26 protein-coding genes are annotated in these 24,866 nt (G+C 66.4%); 14 read left to right on the top strand and 12 right to left on the bottom strand.

Going from position 1 to position 24,866, the window contains the following annotated elements:
- Positions 1–102: 102 nt before the first annotated feature.
- On the top strand, positions 103–408 hold the full coding sequence (locus HF886_RS03610; protein WP_346765180.1) for a WhiB family transcriptional regulator: 306 nt from the start codon (positions 103–105) through the stop codon (positions 406–408).
- A 103-nt stretch (positions 409–511) separates the two neighbouring features.
- Entirely contained in the window at positions 512–1,147 is a 636-nt protein-coding gene (locus HF886_RS03605; RefSeq protein WP_169651562.1) for a trimeric intracellular cation channel family protein, read from the top strand.
- A gap of 33 nt (positions 1,148–1,180) precedes the next feature.
- Here the strand turns inward: HF886_RS03605 and HF886_RS03600 are convergent, their stop codons facing one another.
- A complete protein-coding gene (locus HF886_RS03600) occupies positions 1,181–2,014 on the bottom strand; it encodes an NAD(P)-dependent oxidoreductase (RefSeq protein WP_169621985.1) in 834 nt (277 codons plus the stop codon).
- A gap of 85 nt (positions 2,015–2,099) precedes the next feature.
- On the opposite strand from HF886_RS03600, the gene HF886_RS03595 reads away from it, so the two are divergent.
- From HF886_RS03595 to HF886_RS03580, 4 genes are read left to right on the top strand one after another with little or no spacing between them, the layout of a single operon-like run.
- The gene (locus tag HF886_RS03595; protein WP_296550684.1) at positions 2,100–3,677 is read left to right on the top strand and encodes a methylmalonyl-CoA mutase family protein; all 1,578 of its coding nucleotides are present in this window, start codon (positions 2,100–2,102) and stop codon (positions 3,675–3,677) included.
- A complete protein-coding gene (locus HF886_RS03590; protein WP_169621987.1) occupies positions 3,677–4,078 on the top strand; it encodes a cobalamin B12-binding domain-containing protein in 402 nt (133 codons plus the stop codon). Before HF886_RS03595 ends, HF886_RS03590 begins: the two co-directional genes overlap by 1 nt.
- A gap of 46 nt (positions 4,079–4,124) precedes the next feature.
- Complete coding sequence (locus HF886_RS03585; protein ID WP_169621988.1) at positions 4,125–5,081, top strand: LLM class F420-dependent oxidoreductase; 957 nt, start codon at positions 4,125–4,127, stop codon at positions 5,079–5,081.
- A complete protein-coding gene (locus HF886_RS03580) occupies positions 5,078–6,136 on the top strand; it encodes a CoA transferase (protein WP_169621989.1) in 1,059 nt (352 codons plus the stop codon). The genes HF886_RS03585 and HF886_RS03580 overlap by 4 nt, the downstream gene beginning before the upstream one ends.
- A 77-nt stretch (positions 6,137–6,213) precedes the next feature.
- Here the strand turns inward: HF886_RS03580 and HF886_RS03575 are convergent, their stop codons facing one another.
- Positions 6,214–7,260: a ferredoxin--NADP reductase gene (locus HF886_RS03575; RefSeq protein ID WP_169621990.1), complete on the bottom strand. Its 1,047-nt coding sequence runs from the start codon at positions 7,258–7,260 to the stop codon at positions 6,214–6,216.
- Positions 7,261–7,363: 103 nt separating this feature from the next.
- On the opposite strand from HF886_RS03575, the gene HF886_RS03570 reads away from it, so the two are divergent.
- The 5 genes from HF886_RS03570 (at position 7,364) to HF886_RS03550 (ending at position 12,589) form a co-directional block, all read left to right on the top strand.
- Positions 7,364–8,815: a class I adenylate-forming enzyme family protein gene (locus tag HF886_RS03570; protein ID WP_169651561.1), complete on the top strand. Its 1,452-nt coding sequence runs from the start codon at positions 7,364–7,366 to the stop codon at positions 8,813–8,815.
- Positions 8,793–9,698 carry an acyl-CoA dehydrogenase family protein gene (locus tag HF886_RS03565; protein ID WP_169651560.1) on the top strand — a complete coding sequence of 302 codons (906 nt, stop codon included), beginning with the start codon at positions 8,793–8,795 and terminating at the stop codon, positions 9,696–9,698. The genes HF886_RS03570 and HF886_RS03565 overlap by 23 nt, the downstream gene beginning before the upstream one ends.
- Positions 9,685–10,773, top strand: coding sequence for an acyl-CoA dehydrogenase family protein (locus tag HF886_RS03560; protein ID WP_169651559.1), 1,089 nt, complete (start codon positions 9,685–9,687; stop codon positions 10,771–10,773). Before HF886_RS03565 ends, HF886_RS03560 begins: the two co-directional genes overlap by 14 nt.
- Position 10,774: 1 nt before the next feature.
- Positions 10,775–11,542, top strand: a complete 768-nt coding sequence (locus HF886_RS03555; RefSeq protein WP_169651558.1) for an enoyl-CoA hydratase/isomerase family protein — start codon at positions 10,775–10,777, stop codon at positions 11,540–11,542.
- A 123-nt stretch (positions 11,543–11,665) separates the two neighbouring features.
- Complete coding sequence (locus HF886_RS03550; protein ID WP_169651557.1) at positions 11,666–12,589, top strand: alpha/beta hydrolase; 924 nt, start codon at positions 11,666–11,668, stop codon at positions 12,587–12,589.
- A 102-nt stretch (positions 12,590–12,691) separates the two neighbouring features.
- Here HF886_RS03550 and HF886_RS03545 read toward each other — a convergent pair whose 3' ends face one another.
- The 7 genes from HF886_RS03545 to HF886_RS03515 all read right to left on the bottom strand — a co-directional run bounded on the left by HF886_RS03545 (position 12,692) and on the right by HF886_RS03515 (position 18,661).
- Positions 12,692–13,018 carry a DUF4286 family protein gene (locus HF886_RS03545; protein ID WP_169621996.1) on the bottom strand — a complete coding sequence of 109 codons (327 nt, stop codon included), beginning with the start codon at positions 13,016–13,018 and terminating at the stop codon, positions 12,692–12,694.
- A 39-nt stretch (positions 13,019–13,057) separates the two neighbouring features.
- Positions 13,058–13,819 (bottom strand): SDR family oxidoreductase, encoded by a 762-nt coding sequence (locus tag HF886_RS03540; protein WP_169651556.1) that lies wholly within the window; start codon positions 13,817–13,819, stop codon positions 13,058–13,060.
- Positions 13,820–13,851: 32 nt separating this feature from the next.
- Positions 13,852–15,123 (bottom strand): amidohydrolase family protein, encoded by a 1,272-nt coding sequence (locus HF886_RS03535; RefSeq protein ID WP_169651555.1) that lies wholly within the window; start codon positions 15,121–15,123, stop codon positions 13,852–13,854.
- Positions 15,124–15,186: 63 nt separating this feature from the next.
- Positions 15,187–16,533, bottom strand: coding sequence for a cytochrome P450 (locus tag HF886_RS03530; protein ID WP_169651554.1), 1,347 nt, complete (start codon positions 16,531–16,533; stop codon positions 15,187–15,189).
- Positions 16,534–16,578: 45 nt separating this feature from the next.
- The gene (locus HF886_RS03525) at positions 16,579–16,770 is read right to left on the bottom strand and encodes a ferredoxin (RefSeq protein WP_169622000.1); all 192 of its coding nucleotides are present in this window, start codon (positions 16,768–16,770) and stop codon (positions 16,579–16,581) included.
- A 374-nt stretch (positions 16,771–17,144) separates the two neighbouring features.
- Complete coding sequence (locus tag HF886_RS03520; RefSeq protein WP_169622001.1) at positions 17,145–17,897, bottom strand: SDR family NAD(P)-dependent oxidoreductase; 753 nt, start codon at positions 17,895–17,897, stop codon at positions 17,145–17,147.
- Positions 17,894–18,661 (bottom strand): SDR family NAD(P)-dependent oxidoreductase, encoded by a 768-nt coding sequence (locus HF886_RS03515; RefSeq protein WP_169622002.1) that lies wholly within the window; start codon positions 18,659–18,661, stop codon positions 17,894–17,896. Before HF886_RS03515 ends, HF886_RS03520 begins: the two co-directional genes overlap by 4 nt.
- A gap of 53 nt (positions 18,662–18,714) precedes the next feature.
- On the opposite strand from HF886_RS03515, the gene HF886_RS03510 reads away from it, so the two are divergent.
- Genes HF886_RS03510 through meaB form a run of 3 tightly spaced genes read left to right on the top strand, consistent with a single transcriptional unit; the run spans position 18,715 to position 22,188 of the window.
- Positions 18,715–20,151 carry a class I adenylate-forming enzyme family protein gene (locus HF886_RS03510; protein WP_169651553.1) on the top strand — a complete coding sequence of 479 codons (1,437 nt, stop codon included), beginning with the start codon at positions 18,715–18,717 and terminating at the stop codon, positions 20,149–20,151.
- Positions 20,144–21,283 (top strand): thiolase family protein, encoded by a 1,140-nt coding sequence (locus HF886_RS03505; protein WP_169622004.1) that lies wholly within the window; start codon positions 20,144–20,146, stop codon positions 21,281–21,283. Before HF886_RS03510 ends, HF886_RS03505 begins: the two co-directional genes overlap by 8 nt.
- Positions 21,280–22,188 carry a methylmalonyl Co-A mutase-associated GTPase MeaB gene (gene meaB, locus HF886_RS03500; protein ID WP_206037175.1) on the top strand — a complete coding sequence of 303 codons (909 nt, stop codon included), beginning with the start codon at positions 21,280–21,282 and terminating at the stop codon, positions 22,186–22,188. The genes HF886_RS03505 and meaB overlap by 4 nt, the downstream gene beginning before the upstream one ends.
- Here the strand turns inward: meaB and HF886_RS03495 are convergent.
- From HF886_RS03495 to HF886_RS03485, 3 genes are read right to left on the bottom strand one after another with little or no spacing between them, the layout of a single operon-like run.
- Positions 22,181–23,272 carry a dihydrodipicolinate reductase gene (locus tag HF886_RS03495; protein ID WP_346765288.1) on the bottom strand — a complete coding sequence of 364 codons (1,092 nt, stop codon included), beginning with the start codon at positions 23,270–23,272 and terminating at the stop codon, positions 22,181–22,183. The two genes, meaB and HF886_RS03495, sit on opposite strands and share 8 nt — an antisense overlap.
- A gap of 55 nt (positions 23,273–23,327) precedes the next feature.
- Positions 23,328–24,146, bottom strand: coding sequence for an acyl-CoA thioesterase domain-containing protein (locus tag HF886_RS03490; protein WP_169622005.1), 819 nt, complete (start codon positions 24,144–24,146; stop codon positions 23,328–23,330).
- 46 nt (positions 24,147–24,192) lie between these two features.
- On the bottom strand, positions 24,193–24,840 hold the full coding sequence (locus HF886_RS03485; protein ID WP_169622006.1) for a TetR/AcrR family transcriptional regulator: 648 nt from the start codon (positions 24,838–24,840) through the stop codon (positions 24,193–24,195).
- Positions 24,841–24,866: the final 26 nt, after the last annotated feature.

The following is a 24,866-nucleotide window of genomic DNA, read 5'->3' as shown; positions in this document are numbered from 1 at the left end:
GTCGGTGTTGGCGCCGGTGTTGGGGGGTGTGGGTGAGCCGGAGTCGGGTGATGCGTCTACGGACAACCTGATCCGCATATACCGTCGTATGGCGAAGGAGGTGTGACCGTGCCCGCGCTGAAGTTGCTCAAGTTGCCGCCGCCCGTCGCGGAGTCGTGGGATTGGCAGATGCATGCCGAGTGCCGCGACGTGGACGGCTCGCTGTTCTTCCACCCCGACAACGAGCGCGGTGCCGCGCGGGAGAACCGCCTCGTCGCTGCGAAGACGGTGTGCGGGCAATGTGCGGTGCGGGAAGAATGCCTGGAATACGCTCTGGAATCCGGCGAACGCCACGGTATCTGGGGTGGGCTTTCGGAAGACGAACGCACCCGGGTGCGACGCGGGCACAGGCGCACCCCCCGCTCCTAGCGCGAGCGTGTGCCTCCGGCTCGCCGGGACGGCGGTGGCTCGTCACACCTCCGATCCGCCGAAAACGGAGAATCTTCCGGTGGCACCGGGTATATCTCGTGCAATGCCGACCGAAACACCAGTGTGGCTGGTACTCGACCTCGTCGGGACATTTGCGTTCGCACTCAACGGTGCGTTGACGGCCGTGCGGGCCGAGAAACTCGACATCGTCGGGATCGTCACGCTCGGCATGTTCACCGGTCTGGGCGGCGGGACGGTCCGCGACGTGCTTCTCGGGGCCCTGCCCCCGGCAACTTTCCTCGACTGGCGATATCTCGCCCTCGCTGCTTCCGGCGGTCTCGTCGCCTTCGCCCTCGGCCACAGACTCGATCGGCTCAACGCGACGATCACCGTGTTCGATGCGATCGGATTGAGTGTGTTCGCAGTGCTGGGCGCATACAAGGCCCTGGACTTGGGTTTCGGGGTGACACAGGCCGTTCTCGTCGGTGCCGTGACCGCGGTGGGTGGCGGGACCATCCGTGACGTCATGATCGGTCGTGTGCCTACCGTCCTGCGGAGTGAGCTCTACGCAATTCCTGCCCTCATCGGAGCCGGAATATTCACGGCTGCACACAGTTTCGGGTATCAGGGCACCCTAGTCGCGTTCGGCGCGGCGGCGGTGTGCTTCGTGATCCGCATGATCGGCGTGCGTTTCGACCTTCACGCGCCGTACCCACCCGGCCGGCACGGCGCAGGGTGAGTACGGCGCGGAGTGAGTACGGCGCGGGGTTCGTCAGTCCTTGTCGAGGAACAGGTCCCACTGCGGGTTGTCGCCGCCGCCGTAGCCGGACAGATCGGTCACACCCGATTCGGTGAGTACATCCGCGTCGATGAAGCAGCGACCCGTGGCGTCCTTCGCAGAGCGCGACAGGATCGCCACCGCGGCGTCGGCCATGATCTCCGGGCTACGCGAGGACGACAGGAGCGCGTCACCGTCCGGCATGTGCGCGACCGCCGACGTCGCGATGAACGTCTCGGGCCAGAGGCAGTTCGCCGCTATGCCGGCCTCGGCGAACTCGGCTGCGAAACCCAACGTCAGCAGGGACATTCCGTACTTCGACAGGGTGTAGGCGGGGTGCACTCCGAGCCAGTAGGGGTTCATGTTCAGCGGCGGGGAGATGGTGAGCACGTGGGCGTTGGGCGAGTTCCGCAGGTGCGGCAGCGCCGCCTTCGTGAGGAGGAAGGTGCCGCGGCAGTTGATTTCCTGCATGAGGTCGTACTTCTTGGCCGAGAGCTGTTCGGTCGGTTCCGTGGCGATCGCGCTCGCGTTGTTGACGCAGAAGTCGATACCGCCGAAACGCTCCACCGCGGCATCGACTGCCTGCTGGACGTCGCTTTCCTTGCGCACATCGCCGACGACGGCGACGGCTTTGCCGCCGGCCGCCTCGATCTCGGCGACAGCGGTGTGGACCGTGCCCTTCAGCCGGGGGTGGGGCTCGGCGGTCTTGGCGAGCAGGACCACGTTCGCACCCTGCCGGGCCGCTGCGGTGGCGATAGCGAGGCCGATCCCGCGGCTGGCGCCGGAGATGACCATGGTGCGGTCGGTGAGTGCGTTCTGGCTCGTCATCGTTCTCCCAGGTCGTATCAGTGAAACCGTTCCGTTCTCAGCGATGATATTGGCATTCTCTTTTTCTGCAAGTAATGTATCCAGCGTGAACGACTTCACCGAAACCTCGTCGGGTATCCCGCTCGAGCCGGTCTACGGGCCGGACGACCGGGGTACCGAGCCGCCTGCGCCGGGCAAATTCCCCTTCACCCGCGGCAACTTCGCCACCGGCTATCGGGGCCGGTTGTGGACGTTCCGCCAGTACTCCGGATTCGGTACCGCCGAGGAGTCCAACCGGCGGTACCGCTACCTCCTCGAACAGGGCGGCACGGGCCTGTCGGTCGCGCTCGATCTCCCTACTCAGTGCGGTTACGACTCCGACGATCCGGAGGTCGGTGAGGAGGTGGGTCGCGTCGGCGTCGCCGTCGACACCCTCGCCGACGCCGAGATCCTGTTCGAGGACATTCCGCTCGACAAGATCAGCACGAGCTTCACCATCAACGGAACCGCCGCCATCCTGCTGGCCTTCTACGTCGCCGCCGCCGAGCGCAAGGGGGTGCCGCGCGAGAAACTCACCGGCACCATCCAGAACGACATCCTCAAGGAGTACGCGTCCCGCGGCACGTGGATCTGGCCGCCGGAACCGTCGCTGCGGCTCATCGCCGACACCATCGAATTCTGTGCAGCCGAGGTACCGCGCTTCAACGCGATCTCAGTGGCAGGCGCGCACTTCCGTGACGCCGGCGCCAACGCGGTCCAGGAGATGGCGTTCACTCTCGCCGACGGTGTCACCTACTGCGACACCGTTCTCGCGCGCGGGCGGATGACCATCGAGCAGTTCGCTCCGCAGATCTCGTTCTTTTTCTACACCCATGGTGACTTCTTCGAGGAGATCGCCAAGTACCGCGCCGGGCGCCGGCGGTGGGCGACCATCGTCCGCGAGCGTTACGGTGCGACCACCGACAAGGCGTCGATGTTCCGCTTCGGGTGTGTGGCCGGTGGCGCGTCGCTCTACGCGCCGCAGGCCCAGAACAACCTCGTGCGGGTCGCCTACGAATCCATGGCCTCCGTGCTCGGCGGTGTGCAGTCGATGTTCACCGCTGCGTGGGACGAACCGTTTGCCCTCCCCAGCGAGGAATCGGCGACCCTCGCGCTGCGCACGCAGCAGATCCTCGCGTACGAGACCGGCGTGACCCGCGTCGCCGACCCCCTCGGCGGCTCGTACTTCGTCGAGGCACTCACCGATGCCACCGAAGAACGCATCATCGAGATCATGGCCGACCTCGAAGCGCACGGCGGCATGGTCCGCGCGATCGAAGACGGTTACCTGCAGGGTCTGATCGCCGACGAGGCATACAAGACCCACAAGGAGATCGAAGGCGGCGAGCGCCCCGTGGTCGGTGTCAACAAGTTCGTCTCCGACGAGCCCGCGCCGGAGATCTCCACGTACGAACTCGATGCGCTGGGACGCGAGATGCAACTCGAGCGCCTGGCGAAAGTGAAGGCGGAACGCGACCCCGAGGCCGTGCGCACCACCCTCGCCGAATTGTCCCGCGCTGCGGAAGGAACCGAGAATTTGATGCACCGCCTGATCGACTGCGCCAACGCGTATTGCACCGTCGGCGAAATGGTGTCCGCGCTCAAGAACGTCTGGGGCGAGTTCCAGCAGCCGGTGGTGTTCTGATGAGCGCCCGCATCCTCGTCGCCAAGCCCGGTCTCGACGGGCACGATCGCGGCGCCAAGATCGTCGCCCGTGCCCTCCGCGACGCCGGATTCGAAGTGATCTACACCGGCATCCGTCAGAAGGTCGAGGACATCGTCTCGATCGCGGTGCAGGAAGATGTCGCGGTGGTGGGTCTCAGCATTCTCTCGGGCGCCCACGTCGCACTCACGACCAAGGTCGTCGAACAACTCCGTGCGGCCGACGCCGGCGATATCGCCGTGATCGTCGGCGGCACGATTCCGCAGAGCGATGTGCCCAAGCTTCTCGCCGCGGGCGCAGCAGCCGTGTGTCCCACCAGTACTCCGCTGGATGTCCTCGTGGACGAGGTCCGGAAATTGACGGGCACGGCTGCGCCGCTGTGACGACGCGCGGCACCCACACAATCGAGTTCGGGAAGTTGGAGGAATCGTGCGTATCGGAGTGATGGTCGGCCCGGAGCAGGGTGATACCGCCCGCAAGGTCGACCGCATGCTGAAAGACGTCGAATGGGCCGAAGCCGCAGGGTTCGACACGGTGTGGGTTCCGCAGATCCCCACGGATTTCGACGCCCTCACCGCGGTTGCGTTGATGGGCACGAGGACCAGCCGCATCGAGATCGGCACGGCGGTCGTACCGCTCCAGGCACAGCACCCGATCGCACTGGCCCGGCAATCGCTGTCGACGCACGCCGCTCTGAACGGGCGGCTTGCGCTGGGTGTCGGCCCGTCGCACCACTGGATCGTGGAGGACATGCTGGGGCTCTCCTACGACAAGCCTGCCAAGTACACCCGCGACTACCTCGAGGTTCTCAACGCGGCGCAGCGCGGGCCGGGTTCGGTGGACGTGGAGAACGACACGTTCACCGTGCACAACCCGCTCGATATCGCCCCGGTCGCACCGATGCCGATCCTGGTGGCCGCGCTCGGGCCGGTCATGCTCCGGATCGCGGGCGAGCACACGGACGGAACGATCCTGTGGATGGCCGACGAGCGCGCGATCGGTGAGCACATCGTGCCGCGAATCACCAAGGCGGCCGCCGAGGCCGGACGCCCGGATCCGCGGATCGTGGCGGGTGTTCCGGTGTGCCTCTGCGCGCCGGACGAGGAGGAGGTCGCTCGCGAGCGAGCCAACCGGATCCTTGCCGAGGCCGAGATCTCGCCCAACTACCAGCGACTCCTCGAGCAGGGTGAGGCCAAGGACATCGGCTCGATGGCGATCGTCGGTGACGAAGAAGCGATCCTCGCCGGGTTCCGTCGTTACCGCGACGCCGGCGTGACGGACTTGTCCATGCGCCTGCTGCCCATCGGCAACACCCGCGACGAACTGGTCGCGTCGAAGTACAAGACCCGTGAAGTCGTTGCCGAGCTGGCGAAGGAACTGAGGTGACGGCGGGTCCACTCGCGGGAATTCGAATTCTCGAGGTCGGTCACATCCTCGCGGGCCCGTACGCCACGATGATGCTCGCCGATCTCGGTGCCGAGGTCACGAAGATCGAGCCGCCGACCGGGGATCTCTCCCGGCAGGTGAGCGACGCGTATTTTGCGAGTCTCAACCGCGGGAAACGCAGTATCTGTCTCGATCTCTCGACCGAGGAGGGCCAGGAGAGGCTCGGTGAGCTGGCGTCCGTCTCCCATGCGTTGCTCGTCAATCTCAAGCCCTCGGCGATCCGGAAGTTCGGACTGACATACGAGTCGTTGCGCACCCGAAACGACAAGATCGTGTGTGTCGCGCTCACCGGGTACGGCCTGCACAACGGCGACGATCCGGCGTTCGACTACGTCATCCAGGCTGTCACGGGCGTCGCCGCGCTGACCGGCGACCCCGACGGGCCGCCCACGCTGCCCGGTTATTCGGCGGCGGACAACTCCACCGGTCTGACCGCCGCCCTGGGTCTGCTCGCACAGATCGTGTCCGGTCGCGGTGGGCAACTGGACGTCTCGTTGCACGACGTGATGCTGTCGCAGCTCAACTACCGTGCCTCGGCGTATCTGAACGAGGGCACCGCGCCGAGGCGCATGCCACACGGTGCCCACTCGTATTATGTTCCGGCTCAGCTGTTCCCGACCGCCGACGGAACTCTCGCGCTGTTCATCACGCACGACGGTTTCTGGCGGACGTTTGCCGCCGAAGCGGGCATCGACGGTTTCGGCACGATGGCTGAACGCGCCGCGCGCCGCGACGAGGTGCTCGAGGTCGTCACGGCTGTGCTGGCCGGCGACAGCGCATCGGGATGGGAACGCCGGTTACGGCCGCTCGGGGTTCCGGCCGCAGCGGTGCGATCGCTGCCGGATGCGCTCGAGGCAACTCCGGACGCGGTGATCACCGCCGGCGATTTCCGCCTCGTGGGCAGTCCGATCCGCATCGAGGGATACGAACCGCGGTACGGCGCACCGCCGCGTCTCGGCGAGCACAACGACGACGTGCCCGCTCCCTCACTCTGATCCTCTGCTCGCAACAGTGATCTGCTCGGGAATCTCCCGAGCAGATCACTGTCCGTCGTGCAGGTTCCGGTGAACCTCTACTCGTACCGCACCCGGATGTCGTTGCTGTCGGGCACTGCCTGGCACGTGAGGACGTAGCCGTCGGCGATCTCGTCGTCGCTGAGTGCGTCGTTCACGCGCATCGTCGCACTGCCGTCGACGATCTTGGCGATGCAGGTCGCGCAGTTCCCTGCCTCGCACGAGAACGGCGGTGCCAGTCCGGCCCGCCGGGCGCTCTCGAGCAGAGTCTCGCCCGGATGTCGCGGGACGGACACCCGCTGGCTTCCGAGACGGATCGAGACCGTGCCCTCGATCGGCGGAGCGGGTGTTGCGGCGGCCACGGGTGCGTCCGCAGCCGGGAGGTCCGCAACCGGGACGTCGGGGCGGATGGGTTCGGCGGCACTTCCGAAGCGTTCGCTGTACACGTTGCCCGGGCCCGTCAGTGCGCCTTCGATCATGTCCATGAAGGGCTCCGGTCCGCACAGGTAACTGTCGGCCGCCGTGTCGGGTCCGACGAAGGCCGCAACGGAGGCGGGATCGAGCAGTCCGCTCTCGTCGTCGTAGTGCCGGACGACCTCGAACCGCCCCGGATACCGGGCGACCAGGTCTGCGGTGACCGTCTCGAAGATGGCGGAGGCACGATCGCGGTCGGCGATGAGCAGGCGGACTCGGCGGTCGGTGGAGGCGAGGGCACTCTTGGCCAGCGACAGAATCGGAGTGATGCCGCTGCCGCCCGCGAATCCGAGCACCGGGCCCTCGGCCGGGCGGAGCAGGAAAGTGCCTGCCGGGCGGGTGATGTCGACTTCATCGCCCTCTGCCACATGATCATGGAGCCAGTTCGAGACCGCGCCTCCGGGTACCCGCTTGACGGTGGTCATCAGTTCGGTGTCGGTCTCGGGAGCACTCGACATCGAGTACGACCGGTACAGGTCGGTTCCGTCGACCGTCACCTTGAAGGTGCAGAACTGCCCGGACTTGTAGGTGAAGGGTCCGTCGTGCGGAGCGAGCACGTAGGTGCGCGCGTCGTCGGTCTCCTTCACGATCCGGGTCACGGTCGCGCGCTGAAACAATGGTGGTCTCGCCATGGACCGTCTCCTCCTGGTATGAATATTCTACTAAGTGGAGAGTACTATTCTCACACGCGAGAGTGAAACCTCTCGGGACGATTCCCATACGCGAGAGAGCGCCATGACAGAGCCCGCCGTGCTGGCATTCGAAGATCGCGAGTACACACTCGCCGATCTCGACGCATGCGCCGACGGTCTCGCACTGCGTCTCCGCGACCAGGGCGTCGGTACGGGCGACCGGGTCGCACTGATGTCGTCGAACCGTCCCGAGTTCCTGATCGCGGTCAAGGCGATCTGGCGCCTCGGCGCCGTCGTCGTCCTCCTGAGCCCGTCCTGGAAGCGGACCGAGGTCGAGCACGCCTTCGCCGTCACCGGCCCGGTGGCGGCGGTAGGGGACGCGGCCGTCCTCGCCGAAGCCGCGGCGGACCGCGATGCTCCCCTTCCGATGGTGCACCTCGACGATCCCGTCCCGGAGCGGTGGGAAACCGCCCGCGGCGGATCGGGCTTTCCCTCGGGTGCGGATCGGGATGCGGACGCGGTGCTCGTGTTCAGTTCGGGAACCACGGGCCTGCCCAAAGCCGTCCGGCACACACACGCGTCCTTCGGCGCCGCAGTGGTGCACTGGCGCGACGCTCTCGCATTGACGCCGGCAGACCGGATCCAGATCGCCACGCCGCCGTCGCACATCCTCGGTCTCCTCAACATCGCCACGGTGCTCGAAGCCGGTGCCTGGATGCGACTCCACAGGCGGTTCGACCTCGAGACCGTCCTGCGTCACATCGAGCGGGACAAGATCACCGTGGAGATGGCCGTCGCTCCCATCGCCATGGCCATCGCCTCGTATCCCGACCTCGAGTCGCTGGACCTGTCCTCGCTCCGCTACATCATGTGGGGGGCGACCCCGGTCACCGAGAGTGTTGCCGCGACGATCACGCGCCGCACCGGTGTGCCATGGGTCCCGGCCTACGGTGCGAGCGAAGTACCCGTCATCGCGTGCAACCCGGTGAGCGGCGCCCGTCTCGACAGCGTCGGCCGCGCCGCCCCCGGTGTGGAGTTGCGAGTCGTGTCGCTCGGCACGGGCCAACAGGTCGCGCCGGGTGAACGCGGCGAGATCCAGGTGAAATCCCCGTCGCTCATGGCCGGTTATCTTCCGGACAAGGCGACCGTCGACGCCTTCGACGACGGGTGGTACCGAACGGGCGATGTCGGGTCCGTCGACGAAGACGGCTGGGTCCGTATCACCGACCGATCCAAGGAAATGATCAAGGTCAAAGGCTTTCAGGTCGCTCCCGCCGAAGTCGAAGCGGTACTGCACGGCCACCCGGACGTAGCCGACTGCGCGGTGTTCGGAGTCGCCGACGAGGCCGCGGGCGAGGCAGTGGTAGCGGCGGTGTCGGCCGCCGCCACCGCGACGATCGATCCCGACGAGGTCATCGCCTATGTGGGCGAACGGCTCGCGTCCTACAAGCGACCCAGCCGCGTGATTCTCGTCCCCGAAATTCCCCGCTTGCCCTCCGGCAAGGTGTTGCGCCGACTACTCGAGGAGCGCCATGGACGTACGTCTGACGAATGAACAACAGCAGCTGAGAGACGCTGCCGCCAGGCTGGCCGACGAGCTGGGACCGGGATCGGTCCAGGGCCTCGACGACGCGGCGCGCCGCGCGCGACTGGAGAAGACCGTCGACTCCACCGGCTGGCGCTCGCTGCGCTCCGACGGTGCGTCGGGAGTCGAGGTGGCGATCATCGCCGAGGAATTCGGCCGCGGCCTCGTCGACGTTCCCTTCCTCGGGCCCGTGCTCGCCGACGATCTGCGTCGTCACCTCAGTGAGGACCAGCAGACGTGGGCGATAGCGATCGGTGACGACGCGTTCGACGCACACGGCCTGAAGCAGGCCCTGGTGGTCCGCGGCACGACAGTGCTGTCTGCCGAGATCGGCGAGGCAGCACCCGGTGCCGACCTCACCCGCGGATTCGCCACCCTCGCCGAGCCGTACACCCCAATCGGAGATCTGGACGCCGAGCCCATCGAGCGCGGATACGCGCTCGCGTTGGTGGCGACGTGTGCCGACCTGGTCGGCACGGCCCGCGGAGCACAGACTGTCGCGATCGAGTACGCCAAGATTCGCGAGCAGTACGGCAAGGCGATCGGCTCGTATCAGGCCGTGGCGCACCTGCTCGCCGAGAGCCAAGCGTTGATCGAAGGATCGATCAGCGTGCTGCGGCACGCGGCATGGGCGGTCGACGAGCTTGCACCGGCCGACGCGGTCCGCGCAGCGCGCATCGCGAAGATCTACTGCGCGCGAGCGGCACGCACAGTGTGCGAAACCGCCGTCCAGGTGCACGGCGGCATCGGCAACACCTGGGAGTGCATCGAGCACGTCTATCTGCGGCGGGCGCTGACGTCCACCGAACTGTTCCCCGTGAGCCTGGAGGAGATCGACCTTGGACTTTCGTGACTCGCCGGACGAAGCAGCCTTCCGCGAACGCCTGCGCACGTGGCTCGCTCAGGTAGCCGGCACGTTCCCCACCTCGGGGGACGAGTACTGGGCTCGCCAGGGTGACTGGCACCAGGCACTGTACGGCGCCGGATTCTTCGGTTTGTCCTGGCCGGAAAAGCATGGCGGACAAGACCTGCCGCCCGTATACGACGTGATCCTCGACGAGGAACTCGCCATCGCGGGTGCGCCGCCGCGACCCAGCCTGGGCTACCTCGTCGTGGGGCTCGGCCACCACGCCGGTGAAGAACTGTGCGATCGGTTCCTGCCGGGGATGATCAACGGGACCGAGCGGTGGTGCCAGGGCTTCAGCGAACCCGGTGCCGGCTCCGACCTGGCGTCGCTCACGACCACCGCCACGCGAGACGGCGACGAATACGTCCTGCACGGGCACAAGGTCTGGACGAGTTATTCCGATGTGGCGGACTGGTGCCTGCTGCTCGCGCGCACCGATCCGACGGCGCCTCGGCACAAGGGGATTTCGGCGTTCATCGTCGACATGCACCAGGACGGGATCGAGCAGCGGCCCCTGAAGATGATCAGTGGCGTCACCAAGGAATTCGGGCAGGTGCTGTTCGACGGCGCCCGGGTTCCTGCGGACCGGATGGTCGGTGCGCCCGGCGAAGGCTGGCGTGTGGCGATGACGGTCGTCGGTCACGAGCGGGAACCGTCCACGCTCGGATTCGCCGCGCGCTACGGCAAGCTCGTCCGCCAGCTCGCCGCCCGTGTCGAGGGCAGGCCGCCCGAAGACCTGGCCTGGGCCGCGGTGCAATCGGAGATGCTGCGACTGCACGTGCGGCGCCGGTTGTCCGAACAACTCGACGGCGTCTCGCACGGGTCGGAGGGCTCGCTCGACAAGCTGCTCATGACGTGGGTCGACCAGTCGGTCGGGCACGCGGCCTTGTCCGTGGCCGGTACCCGCGATCCCGAGCTGCTGGGGTCGTACATGTACAGCCGGGCACAGAGTGTCATGGGCGGCACCTCGCAGATCCAGAAGAACATCATCGCTTCACGCATCCTCGGATTGGGGGTCTGACATGTACGACATGCCCGACGAAATCGACGTCAGGGCCGATGGTTCCCTGCGGATCATCACCCTCAACCGGCCCGACGACCTCAACGCCGTCAACGATCCCCTGCACGAGGGACTGGCCCGGTTGTGGCCGCGCCTGAGCGCCGACCGCGACGCGCGTGCTGCGGTGATCACCGGTGCCGGCCGGGCATTCTCCGCCGGTGGCGACTTCACCTACCTCGCCGAACTGGCGAAAGACGCGGACCTGCGGGCGAAGACGATCGCCGACGGCCGGGAGATCGTGCTCGGAATGGCACGGTGCCGCATTCCCGTGATCGCGGCGGTCAACGGTCCGGCCGTGGGTCTGGGCTGCAGTCTGGTCGCGCTCAGCGACATGGTCTACATGGGCGAGAAGTCGTACCTGGCGGACCCCCACGTCCAGGTCGGTTTGGTCGCCGCCGACGGTGGCCCCCTGACGTGGCCGCTCCAGATCAGCTTGCTGCAGGCCAAGGAGTTCGCGTTCAGTGGCCAGCGGATTCCTGCCGAACGTGCCTGCCAACTGGGCCTGGCGAACCACGTCGTCGCCGACCCGCTGAGCGAGGCGCTCGCGTGCGCCAAGCGCATTTCGGAGCAGCCACAAAAGGCTATCGAGGCCACCAAGAGACTGCTCAACATTCATCTCGAACGGGCTGTGCTGGCGACACTCGACTACGCGATGAGTGCCGAGGAGATGACGTTCCGGAGCGCCGACTTCCAGTCCAACATCGCAAAGCTGACTGCCGCAAAGTCCTGATCCAGCGGGCATCGAGGCGGGCACCGGGCACCGAGCACCCGGTGCCCGTCTCGATGCGTCTATTATCGCCGGACCCGGAACGACAAGGAGATCAACAATGCCGGTTGCCGACCGAGGTGATTCTTGATCGATCGCCTGCGTTCGCTACCTGGATTCCATCCCGATCTGCGGTGGATCGCGCTGCTTGCACCCCGCCGGACGGTCACTCCGAGGTCGCTGCCGGTGCTGCGCACGCTCACTCGCGCGATCCGTGGCAAAGATCCGGATGTCTATGTGCTCGAACCCGGTGTCGCCGTCCGCTGGTTCCGTCCGTCGACCGCTCGGGGTGACGAACCAGGGCCCGCCCTGCTCTGGATTCACGGCGGTGGGTACGTGTTCGGGCGCGCCGCACAGGACGACGCACTCTGCCGGCGGTTCGCGGAAGAACTCGGAATCACGGTGGCATCGGTCGAGTACCGGCTTGCACCGGAACATTCGTATCCGGTCCCGGTCGAGGACTGCAGCCGAATCTACGAGTGGCTGACCCGGCGTCCGGAAGTGGACGCCTCGCGGATTGCGATCGGCGGTGCGAGCGCCGGCGGGGGACTTGCTGCCGCGCTCGCGTTCCGCGCTCGTGACCGGGAGATCCCACCGCCGGTTTTCCAGTTGCTGGTGTACCCGATGCTCGACGATCGCACCGGTGCCGGACCGCGGCACACCCGTTTGTGGGACGAGAGGTCGAATCGGTTCGGGTGGGAAAGCTACCTCGGCGCGGCCGACCGGAGCGAAGCGGTGCCGGCGCGACGTGACGACCTCGGCGATCTTCCTCCAGCGTGGATCGGTGTGGGTTCACACGATCTGTTCTTCGCGGAGAATCGCGAGTACGCCGACCGGTTGGCATCGGCGGGAGTGCCGTGCGGATTCCACATCGTCGAGGGCGCATTCCACGGTTTCGATCTCGTAGCGTCGAGAAAGCGTGTGGCGCAGGGCTTCTTCGACGAGCAGTGTGCCGTGCTCGCCGACGCGTTGGGGGTGCGGCGCTCCAGGGGTGACCTCGGGGAGTACTGAGTCCGGAACAAAAGCACAGTCGCGAAGCGCGCAGGGCGAGGACGCTGTCGCGTCCCCGCCCGTCGCACAGGGGTTTTCGTCGCCCCCGCAGTTCGTGATGCGCTATACGCGCGGCTTGGAGTATTCCGATTGCAGCGCGAGGATGCGCATCTTCGGAATCGGGCCGTAGCTCAGCGAGTCGGACATGTTCAGCTGCTTCGCCGCCGCGGCCGCGTGCACATTGTCCTTGGCGGCCTGTGGGTCACCGTCGAGTTCGTAGATGGTGACCGACGGTCCCCCGTCGGGGTCGGCCGGTGCCAGGCGGATAGCGCCGACGAATCCGTCGAGTGCTACAACCTCGGGGATATGGACCTCGTCGTACCACCGATTGAATTCCTCGAGACGCTCGGGGTGAGAGGGATGTGATTCGACGAGCAGGTAGTTCTTCATGCGTTCACTTTCTACGAGAAGTATTGAAGGACAGCAGCATCAGACTCGTACGACCCAGCCGCCGTCGATGTTGAGGGTGTGGCCGGTCACCCAGTCGCTGCCGGACGAGACCAGATACAGCAGCCCGGGAATCAGCTCCTCCGGTTCGCCGAAGGGGAACGGGATGGCGTGCTTGACCATCTCCTTGAGCTCGGGCGGCGAGGCGATCGACCCGGCCTCGGTGTTGACCATTCCCGGTGCGATCGCATTCACGCGGATACCGAACGGCGCCAGTTCGCGTGCCAGCGACACGGTCATGCTCACCAGGCCCAGTTTGGTGATGCCGTAGGCCTGTGCGGCCATGAAGGCGCCGCTCGACGACTGGTTCACGATCTTGCCGTAGCCGCGTTCCTTCATATAGGGAACTACGGCGCGGCTGCAGAGCAGGGGACCGGTGAGGTTGACGGCGAGCGTGCGGTTCCAGAGGTCTATGTCCATGGTGGTGAGAGAGCCCTCGCCGACCACTTCGGCCATCAGTCCGGCATTGTTGACCAGGATGTCGACGGACCCGAAGTGCGTGGCCGCCGTGGCCGCCATCTCACCGGCGCTCGTTTCGTCCCGGACGTCGACGGCGACGGCGAGTGCGCGATGTCCCGCGGCCGTCAGTTCGTCGGCAGCCGCTGTGGCGGACTCGATGTTGACGTCGGCAAGCACCACGGCTGCGCCGGCTTCGGCGAGTCCCCGGGAGTAGGCCCGCCCGATGCCGCCTCCGGCGCCGGTGACGATGGCAACCTTGCCATCGAGCTGCGGAGTATCTGTCATGTCGTGTTTCCTTTTCGGTCGGCGGTCGCCGCTTACGACTGGGCGAGTTCGTAGCGGCGGCGGTACTCGGTCTTGGAGGTTTCGCTGATGTCGACGTCCGTGGCCCGGGCGCGCAGAGCACCGACCGTCGCCTGCTCACGAGGGATGTGGGCGAACGGATCCCACTCGAAGAACCGCGCGGCATTTCCGAACGTGATCTTGTCGATCTCCTCGTCGGTGCAGCGTGCTCGATCCAGCTCGGCTTTCAGGATTTCCGGTGAGTTCGGCCAGGTCGAATCCGAGTGCGGGTAGTCGCACTCCCACGCGATGGTGTCGATGCCCAGGTGTGCGCGATTGTTCAGGCCGCTCGGCTCGGTGATGTAGCACGCCAGGAAGTTGCTGCGCCACACGTCCGTCGGGGTCGTGCCCGTGGGCAGGAAGCTCGCTCCCGTCCAGGACTGGTTGACGATGTGCCGCTCGAGACGGTCGAGCCACGGAGCCACCCAGCCCACGCCGCCCTCGCTCATGGCGACCTTGAGATCCGGGAACTTCCGGAACGCTCCGCTGAGCATGATGTCGGTGGCGGCGATGGTCGAGATCAGCGGTGTCAGCATCAGCATGTCGTCGATGTTGAAGCCTTCGGGGCGCTTGACGAGGTTGATTCCCCCGCCGATGTGCAGGCTGAGCACGATGTTGTGGTCGACGCAGGCCTTGAAGATCGGGTCCCAGTAGCCGGACTTGAAGTCGGGAAACCCTTCGCCGACGCCGTACGGGGTTTCCGGGATGCTGATCGAGCGGCATCCCATGGCGGCGAGCCGCGCGATCTCCTCGACGGATTCGTCGACGTCGAAGAACGGGATGATGCCGAGCGGGATGAACCGTCCGGGGTGGGCATCGGGGACCTCACCGACGACCCAGTCGTTGAACGCCTTACAGGCGGCGAGGGACAGTTTCTTGTCGGGAAGGCTCGCCAGATGGGTGCCGGCGAAGCCGGGGAAGGTGGCGAACAGCGTGGCGGCCAGGGTGCCGTTGGCATCCATGTCGCGCACGCGCATGTCCATGTCGTAGACGCCGGGGCGCATTTCGGCGTAGCCGGTGGGGTCCATGCCCCACTCGCTCTTGGGCCAGGAGACGACGGCGTTGAGTCCGGAGCTGCCGACCACCGTGTCCTGGAACAGCCAGGCCTGCACGTTGGGATTGCGCGGATGGGCGGTCAGGCGCGGCGCCTGATCCATCAAGCTCTTGGGGAAATGCTTTTCGAAGATGTCAGCCGGTTCCACGACGTGGTCGTCGATGCTGATCATCACCATATCGTCGATATTCATCGATTCCTCTTCCGTGACCGGCCCGCGTGACTACAGAGGCGAACCGGCGACGCGTCGACGTTGCTACTTGTGGGCCGTCACGGGCGCGGCGAGTTCCTGTTCGTCGACCACCCGCTGGAGTTCGGCGAGGGTCTCCTCCAGGCCGGGACCGAGCCGGGTGCCGGGCGTGAAGGTGGCGGGGAGCTTGCGCATGCCCTGGATGACTCCGATGGAGTCGTAATGGACGGTGCCTTCCGGGTTGCACCGGAAGTCCGGCATGCGGTCGAGCACCGCGACCAGCATCCGCTTGAACATGATGCGAGCCAGGTTGGACCCGATACAGCGGTGCACGCCCAGCCCGAAACTGAAGTGCCGGTTGCCGGTACGTTCGAGATCGATGCTGTGAGGGTCGTCGAACAGCTCCGGATCGCGATTCGCCATCGCCCACGAGAGCCAGACCCGTTCGCCCTCTTTGAACTGCACACCGCCGAGATCGACGTCGGCGGAGAAAGTGCGGCCGTCGCCGGCGGAGGGGCAGAAGAAACGCAGGAACTCTTCGGTCGCCGAGTCGAGCAGCCTCTCCCGCTCGGTGCTGAGGATTTCACGCTGATCAGGATTCTGGGACAGCCATTCGAGTGCGTGGGACGTCAACGCGGTGGTGGTGTCGAACCCCCCGCCGATAAGCAGGCTGAGAACACCGAGAAGTTCGAGATCGTCCGGCTTTTCACCGTTGACGGTGGCGCGGGCGACCGCGTCGACCATGCCGGGGCGAGGGTTCTCCCGAATTTCGTGAAGGTTCGCGAGAAGGTCCAGTCCCATGTTGCGGTGCAGCTCTGCCACGCGGGGGACGTCGGGCGAATCGGGCGGGGTGTACATGGCTGCGTGGACAGGTTCGCAGTACACCTGCCACTTGGCGACGGGAATCCCCAGCATGGCGAGGGTGATCACCGCGGGGACGATGTTCACGAGGTCGTCGATGAAGTCGATCTCACCGGACTCGATCTTCTCGTCGAGGCAGGCCCGGATCACCTCGTCGATCGGTGCGATCCACTTCTTGATCGCGGCGGGGGACAGGTAGGGATTGAGCACCGCGCGAAACTCGCGGTGCTCGGGATCGTCCATTTCGAGGATGCCGCCCCGGACTCCGGACGCCCTGGCCGCAGAGGGGATCATGATCCCCTTGTAACCGCGCCGGACCCCCTTGACGTCGTGATCGTTGGAGATGTCCGCAGAACGGGTGAGCGCGAATACTTCGTCGCTGCCGGCGGCGACCCAGTGGCCACCGTGGGTGTCGGACCACGCCACCGGGCACTTGGAGTGCATTTCGTCGGTGATGCTCAGAAAGTTGTCGCGGTAATCCGGTGCGTGCCGGTCGAACTGGAAAACAGGTGTCCGGTGACTGGAGTCGGTGACGGCGTCGTCGACACTCATGGCCTAGCCCTCTCGTCGTGCGGTGATCGCGATACGGATGGGACGTCAGAGAATGGTGATCGCCTGTTCGGGGCAACTGCGGGCGGCTTCCCTCGCGGTCTCCTCGCGGTCGGCGGAGACTTCGGCGTCCACGGCGGTGGCGTGTCCGTCGATGTCGCTCAACTCGAACAGTTCCGGCGCAGCCATGGCACACAGCGTGTGTCCCTGACAACGATGTGCGTCCACTTCCACCTTCATGAACAACCTCGATTCTGTGTGAAACAAATTGATGCACAGCATGGTTCGGCACCGGATGTCACGACCCCGGTGGTACAGGGCGCGGTCCGGTTCGGGGGGGAGGTGTCCTCGGCGCGCGGACAGCCTCCAACTCTCCAATTCCAGAATGGGCTTCCGGATTGCGAGAACCATAGTCTCTCTAAGGTTCGACGGCAAGGATCCGGGGGCATCTCGTGTCACTACCGGGAGGAGAAGAGCCCGACCCCCGGAGGGGCGCACCACCCACACGACGACGAAGGTCCCGGTCATCCTGTGGATGACCGGGACCTCTGTGGTGGTGGATCGGTGGTGCTACGGAGTCGGCACCGGTGGCCGGACCGCTGTCGTTGCGAGAGTTACCGGCGTTGCGGGATCAGCACTTCGGACTGGGAAATCGTGCCCGAGATACCCGTCGAGTCCTGCGCTGCCAGAAGGACTGCGGCAGCGCCCATCGTCTCGGGTGGCTCCACCATTTCGGGTGGGATCGCCCGTCCGCCGCCGCCGGCTGTCCATCCTTCGGTGAGGACGACGCGCGACGGTGCCAGGCAGTTGACCGCGATATTGTCTGCCTTCAGGTCGGCCGCGAGGCCCGTGTAGAGGCGTTCGACACCTGCCTTCGACACCCAGTATGCGTTGGCGCCGCGGTCGATCATGGTGACGCCATTCGTGGTCACCGCGATCATGGATCCTCCCCCGCGGGCGCGCAGGTGCGGGATCGCCGCCTTCGTCACCGTGAACACACCCGTGAGGTTGACGTCCAGGCACAATTGCCACCGCTTCGCGGGCGTCGATTCGATCGGCCCCATCCACAGCACGCCGGCGTTGGCGACGAGGATGTCGAGCCCGCCGAATGTCTCGACGGTCGCGGTGATCGCCTCGTCGACCGACTGTTCGTCGGTGACATCGCACGGGACGGGAATCGCACGTCCGCCGGCGTGTGTGATCCGTTCGGCGACCGAGTGGATCGTGCCCGGGAGCTTGCCTTCTCGTTCCGACCGTGCGGCAACCGCGACCGTGGCGCCTGCGTCGGCGAGTGCCACGGCGATCGCCGCGCCGATCCCCCGGCTCGCGCCGGCGACGAAAGCGACCTTCCCGTCGAGCCGGCTCACTTCGGCGGGAACCTCAGGGCGCCGTCGAGACGGATGACCTCACCGTTGAGGTAGTCGTTCTCGACGATCGAGGCGACCAGCGTCGCGTATTCGTTCGGACGTCCCATGCGCTTGGGGTGCGGCACCTGCGGGCCCCAGTACGCCTCGAGCTGATCGCCCGCCTTGCCGTACGCCGGAGTGAGGATGGTTCCGGGCGCGATGGTGTTCACCCGGATCCCCAGCGGAGAAAGGTCACGCGCGGCGACGAGGGTCATGCCGATGACGCCACCCTTGGCTGCTGCGTAGGGGAGCTGGCCGATCTGGCCTTCGTATCCGGCGATCGACGCGGTGTTGATGATGACGCCGCGGCTGCCTTCCTCGTCGAACGGATCCTGCTGGGCGATCGCAGCGGCGGCGAGACGCATGACGTTGAAGGTCGAGGTCAGGTACGACTGGATCGTCTTCGTGAAGGCCTCGAGCGGCATCGCGCTGCCGTCCTTGCCGACGAGACGGCCACCGCCGGCGGGTCCGCCGTGGCAGTCCACCGAGATGCGGAGCGGTGCCAGCGACTGGGCCTCTGCGATTGCGGCCGAGACCGAATCCTCGTCACCGGCATCGGTGCTGACGTAACGAACTCCTAGTTCCTGCTCGAGTTCTTTGCCTTTTTCGTCGTTGACGTCGGCGATGACGACCTTGGCGCCGGCTGCGTGGAGACGACGAACGGTGGCCTGACCGAGCCCACCCGTACCGCCGACGACGATCGCGGAGCTACCTTCTACCTGCATCTCGATTTCCCTTCTTGCAACTGCGGCTCTGCACCTGTGAGAATAATGTTCTCATGAACCTAAGCATGATTCTAGAAATGGCCGCAAGCAACGGCGATCGGGCGGTGGCGACCGTCGGCGATCGCACGCTGACGGCCGCGCGCCTCGACACTCTGGCACGCCGCGCTGCCGTCGGCTTCCGGAATCATCCGGCGGTCCTGTATTCGGGAGCGAACCATCTCGCGTACCCCGTCGCCCTCTTCGGCGCGGCTCTGGCCGGCGTGCCGTTCGTCCCTCTCAACTATCGGCTCGGTGAGCAGCAACTCACCGCACTGAAGGATCGGCACCCGGGAGCACTCGTCCTCGACGAGGCCGACCTGGACGCGCTCACCGACGACGCGCTCGGCGAGGTCGACACGTCCGACCTGGAAGGTCAGTGGGACGGTGACGCGGTCGCGGCCATCATCTACACGAGTGGGACGACATCGGATCCGAAGCCCGCAATCCTGCGGCACCGCCATCTGCTGGCATACGTTCTCAACACGATGGAGTTCGCCTCGGCCGCCGAGACCGACGCGTCGCTCGTGTCGGTCCCGCCGTACCACATCGCGGGACTGACCAACCTCCTGTCGAACTTCTATACAGGACGCAGGGTGGTGTACCTCGCCGCCTTCGACCCGAAGGTGTGGCTCGACACTGTCCGTCGCGAGAAGGTCACCCACGCCATGCTCGTGCCGACCATGCTCGCGCGCATCGTCGCCGAACTCGGCGACGACGAGGCGGCCACGCCCTCGCTCGCCAGCCTTGCCTACGGCGGGTCCCGGACGCCGCGTCCGGTCCTCGAACATGCGTTGCGGGTGTTCCCGCACACGGGATTCGTCAATGCCTACGGGCTCACCGAGACCGCGTCGTCGATCGCGGTGCTCGGCCCCGACGACCACCGGGTGGCCTTCGCTTCCGACGATCCCGCAGTCCGCGAACGGCTCGGCTCCGTCGGACGTCCGCTGCCCGGCATCGAGATCGAGATCCGCACCGAAGACGGAGAGCGGGTGGAACCGGGTCACAGCGGCCTGATCTACGTTCGCGGGGAGCAGATCTCCGGTGAATACGGCAACCGGAGCGTCCTCGACGGTGAGGGCTGGTTCTCCACCCGCGACCTCGGGCACCTCGACAGCGACGGCTACCTCTTCGTGGAGGGCCGGTCCGACGACACCATCATCCGGGGCGGCGAGAACATCGCCCCCGCCGAGATCGAGGACGTGCTGCTCGCTCATCCCGGGGTCACCGAAGCTGCCGTCATCGGTGTCTCCGACGCGGAATGGGGTCAGCGCCTCGTCGCCGTACTCGTCGGCTCCGCGGACCCCGAAGAAGTCCGCCAATGGGTCAAGGACCGGCTGCGCTCGTCCAAGACACCGGACACGATTGTGTTCCGCGACGAGCTTCCGAAGACCGAAACAGGAAAACTTTTGCGCCGCAACCTACTCGCCGAACTGGAGAACACCCATGCCTGAAGCCGTCATAGTCTCTGCACTGCGTACCCCGATCGGTACCGCCATGAAGGGCACTCTTCGTGACACCACCGCATTCGAGCTCGCCCATCACGTGGTGTCGGCCACCGCGGAGGACCTCGACAAGAGCCTCATCGACGACGTGATCCTCGGTGAAGGCCTGTACGGCGGCGGCGTGATCGCGCGTCATGCAGCGCTCACCTCCGGGCTCGTCTCCGTACCCGGTTTGTCCCACAACCGGCACTGCGCGGCGGGCCTCGCCGCGGTGCAGACCGCCGCGGCAGGGATTCGTGCCGGCATGGACCAGCTCGTGATCGCCGGAGGCGTGAACTCCGCCTCCACCTCTCCGCGGTCGATGGTCCGGCAGGGTGACGAGTGGGTGCCGTGGATGTCGCCCACCCACCCCGACCAGCCCGACGCGCCCAACCGCGACATGTCCATCACCGTCGGCTGGAATGCCGCGGTCAAGGCAGGCGTGACCCGGGAAGAGATGGACGCCTGGGCGTTCCGGTCCCATCAGATGGCACTGCGGGCGATCGACGAGGGACGGTTCAAGGAAGAGATCGTTCCCATCGAGACGCCGCACGGCCTGTTCTCCGTCGACGAGCATCCCCGCCGCGACACCAGCCTCGAGAAGCTCGCCTCGCTGAAGGTGCTGCACCCCGAGATCGAGGGCTTCGGCATCACCGCGGGCAACTCCAGTGGCGGTAACGACGCCGCGGCGGCACTCGCCATCGCCAGCAGCGACCTCGGCCTGCCGGCGCTCGGCACCGTGCGCGCTTGGGCCTCGGTCGGTGTCGATCCGGCCATCACCGGTCTCGCACCCGTCGAAGCGATCCCGAAGGCGCTCGCCCGCGCCGGACTGTCCATCGCCGACGTCGACCTCTTCGAGATCAACGAAGCATTCGCCGCGCAGTGCGTCGCATGCATCAAGCTGCTCGACCTGGACCCCGAGAAGGTCAACACGAGCGGCAGCGGTTGCTCGCTCGGCCATCCCGTCGCGGCAACCGGTGCCCGGATGCTGGTCACGCTCGTCCACGAGTTGCGCCGTCGCGGCGGCGGCATCGGTGTCGCGGCGATGTGTGCGGGCGGAGGTATGGGCTCAGCCACCGTCATCGAGGTGCCTGCGCCTTGAGTGGTTCCGGCACAGCGAACATCGCCGATCTGCTCACTGCGGCGCGCGGAGGATCTCCGCGCGCCGCAGGGCGGCTGCTGAGTCTGGTCGAGAGCCCGCGTCGCAACGAGGTGCTCGAGGCTCTGGGGCCGGCCACCACTCGGGTGGTCGGTGTCACCGGCCCACCCGGGGCAGGCAAGTCCACCACTGTCGGTGCGATGGTCGCCGGGTACCGGGCGCGCGGGCTGCGGGTCGCGGTCCTGGCGGTGGACCCGTCGTCGCCGTACAGCGGCGGCGCCCTTCTCGGTGACCGCATCAGGATGGCCGAGCACGTCCACGACCGTGACGTGCTCATCCGTTCCGTGGCCTCGCGTGGGCATCTCGGTGGGCTCGCGGCTGCGGTGCCGGCTGCGATCCGCCTGCTCGCCGCCTTGGCCTACGACGTGATCGTGCTCGAGACAGTGGGCGTCGGCCAATCGGAGATCGAGATCGCCTCGGTCGCCGATCCCACGGTGGTGATACTCAATCCCGGTGGTGGAGACACCGTTCAGGCCGCGAAGGCAGGATTGCTCGAAGTCGCCGACCTTCTCGTGGTCAACAAGGCCGATCGGGAAGGCGCGGATCAGACCGTCCGGGATCTCCGGACCGAGGCGAAGGTACCGATCCTCAAGCTGGTCGCCTCCACCGGAGCAGGGATCCCGGAGTTGCTCGACGCCATCGAGGCGCACCAGCGCGCCGACACCCCGGAACGACGGAGTGCGCGCGCCCGGGCCCAGATCCTCTCGCTTGCCCACACACTGCTCCGCACACATCCGGGGCTCGGGGACCTGGCGGATTCGGTCGCGGACGGCAGCAGTGACGCGTACGCGGCCGCCGAACAGTTGATCTTCGGCGCCGGTGCCGTCTCCCGTGGACCGGTCAGCTGAACTCGGGAACGATCAGGGGCAAGTCGACGGTGGTCCGGATGCCGGGCGCCGCCGCACACACCGCGGGAATCGCGTTCACCGCGCGGTTGGCCGTGTACGACGGCGACACCTCGCTCATCCGCTCGAGCGGGACCGGGAACCGCATCTCGATGTCGAGGGGGGCGTCGCCGTCGACGGAGATGTGCCACCCGGTGGAATGAAGATCCCAGTCCGCATCGAGATCGTCGGTGCAGTACCAGGTGGGGCGGAACCGCATGAGTTCTCGGCCGTCCTTCATGCCCGACACGGTGATTCTCTGGGCGGCGACGGTCCCCGCTTCGATCGTTCCTGCCGCGATGGTCACCGAGTGCCGGGCGACCGCCACCTCGCCGGACGCTTCGACCGAGTCGAGAGAAACTCCGAGTGCGTCGGCCAGTGCGGAGAGGGACGGACCGAAGTTGGACTGTACGTGGGCGAGGCGGGCGTCCGCGAAGTCTCCGGCCGGACCACCGAAACCCATGACTTCGAACAGGATTCCGGGCGAATTACGTTGTGACAGGTCGGCGTACTCGTCGATGGCCAGGTGCTCGAGACGGCGCTGAATGGACGCGAGGACGAGCGGTACGGCTTCGGTGATGAAACCCGGACTGCTCCCGGTGCTGTGGATCGATGTGCCGCCGAGCGTGCACGCTTCCTCGACGGCAGCACGCAGCGCCGGATCCATGGTCCTCGGATGATGGAACTCCCCACGTGTGGTGACGACGTGCGTTCCCGACGCGAGGATCCGGCAGACTTCGTCGAGATCGAATCTCAACGGCATGTACAGGACGCAATCGGCACCCAGGGCCAGGATGTCGTCGATCTTCCTGGTGGCACGCACGCCCACCGTGTCGCGTCCGCACAACTCCCCGGCGTCACGTCCGGCCTTGTCGTCGCTGTGGACGTACACGCCCGCGAGGGTGAGCGCCGGATGATCGATCACCGCCCGGAGGGCACGTGTGCCGATGTTTCCGGTTGCCCATTGAACCACCCGCAGGGGACGGGTGTTCTCCCCGTCCGGAGCGACTGCGGTGCCGATCGGCCCGGACACGGGAGACTCTTCCACTTCACACCTCGGTATCTACGGGTACCACGCGAAAAGGGTTGTTCTGCAACGAGACCTATACGGGGAGGCGAACGAGCGCTTCCTGCGCGTACGAGGCGACCAGGGAGCCGCCTTCGGTGAGGACATCCCCACGGCCGAAGCAACGGCCGTGGGTCAGCACGGGACTGTGCTGGCGCAGCAACAGCCATTCGTCGCTGCGGAAGGGGCGGTGGAACCAGAGATTGTGCGACGTGACCGCCGACGTGAACTTCGTTCCGTTGCCGGTGTGGTCGAAACCGTCGATCCCGAGCAGCGCGGTGCCGATGAGATTGAGGTCGGTCGCGTACGCGGCGAGCGCCGGCGCATAGACGGAGTCGACTTCGGGTGTGCGCATCCACATTTCGAACTCCGGGGCCGAGACTCCGGGATCCGCGAGATCCGTGGTCGTACGTGTTTCCCACGGGATCAGCGAGAATTCGGTACGGGTGTCGGCCGGCAAGACTCCGGGCACCGCATCGGTGGTCTGGAGGTCGGGACCGTCTTCGTGTGCGTGCATGGACACCGACGCGGTCGCGAGAACGCCACGCGATTGCCGTGCGACCGCTGTCAGGGTCGCGAACGAACGACCCTCGTGCTGCCGGGTGACGTCGTACCGCACGGGTTCGTCCGCGCGTCCCTCACGGGCGAACACCGCGTGCAGCGACTTGATGCTCTTCTCGGGGCAGGAGAGTTGCGCGGCGCGCACGAACTGTCCGAGGAGCTGCCCTCCGAACAACCGGTGATACTCCAGTTGCAGGTTGGCTCCGTCGAAGAGCGTGACGTCGTCTCGGGCTTCGTCCGAGGGGCACGCGCGTAGGTCGAGGCAGTTGAGGAGATCGTTCCAGAGCTCGGGCACACGCCGAGTGTAAGCGAATTGACCGAGTTTGAGAATACGATTCTCGTCAGCGAGCAGCGAAGCCTTCGGAACAGAAAGCCCATACCTCGTCGGCGGTAATCGCGCGGGCTGTGTCGTCTCCACCGCTGGACTGTGCGATGAACATCACGGTCTGCATCGTCATCGCGGCCATGCGTTTCGGGTTGGCTCCGGCGCGCATCTTTCCTGCGGCGTCGACCTTTTCCATGAGTTCCGTGAACAAGGTGAGCATCGCCGCGTGCGCCACCTTGACCTCGGCGGGATGCGTGAGCAGCAGCTGGGGCGCGAAATCGGTGAAGAGGGGACGCTGGGCCGTCGGGTCCGGGCGCGACGATTCGAAGAGCAACTCCACGGCGACGCGAAGCTGGTCGAGGGGGTCGTCTTCGCCCGCCGCAGCGGCGCGGATCTGGTCGGCCGAGCGACCGAGCGCGTCCTCGAACAGCGCGAGCAGAAGCTCGTGCTTCCCGTCGAACTGCAGGTAGAAGCTGCGGAGCGACTGCTTCGACCGGTCGACGACTTCCTGGACAGTGAAGTCGGTGCTTCCCTTTTCGGTGATGATCGCCTGTGCTGCGTCGAGGAAACGCTGTACGCGCTGCTCGGCGCGCAGCTTCGCGGTCCGGATCGACCGCTCGACTGCCCGCTGCTTCCAGGCCGGCTCTTCGCTCGGGCCGGTCACCGCTGGGACTGCGCTTCGTCACGTGG

The organism is Rhodococcus sp. 105337 (assembly GCF_012844225.1).
Classification (GTDB): domain Bacteria; phylum Actinomycetota; class Actinomycetes; order Mycobacteriales; family Mycobacteriaceae; genus Rhodococcus.
This window is presented reverse-complemented; position numbering and strand designations above follow the sequence as displayed.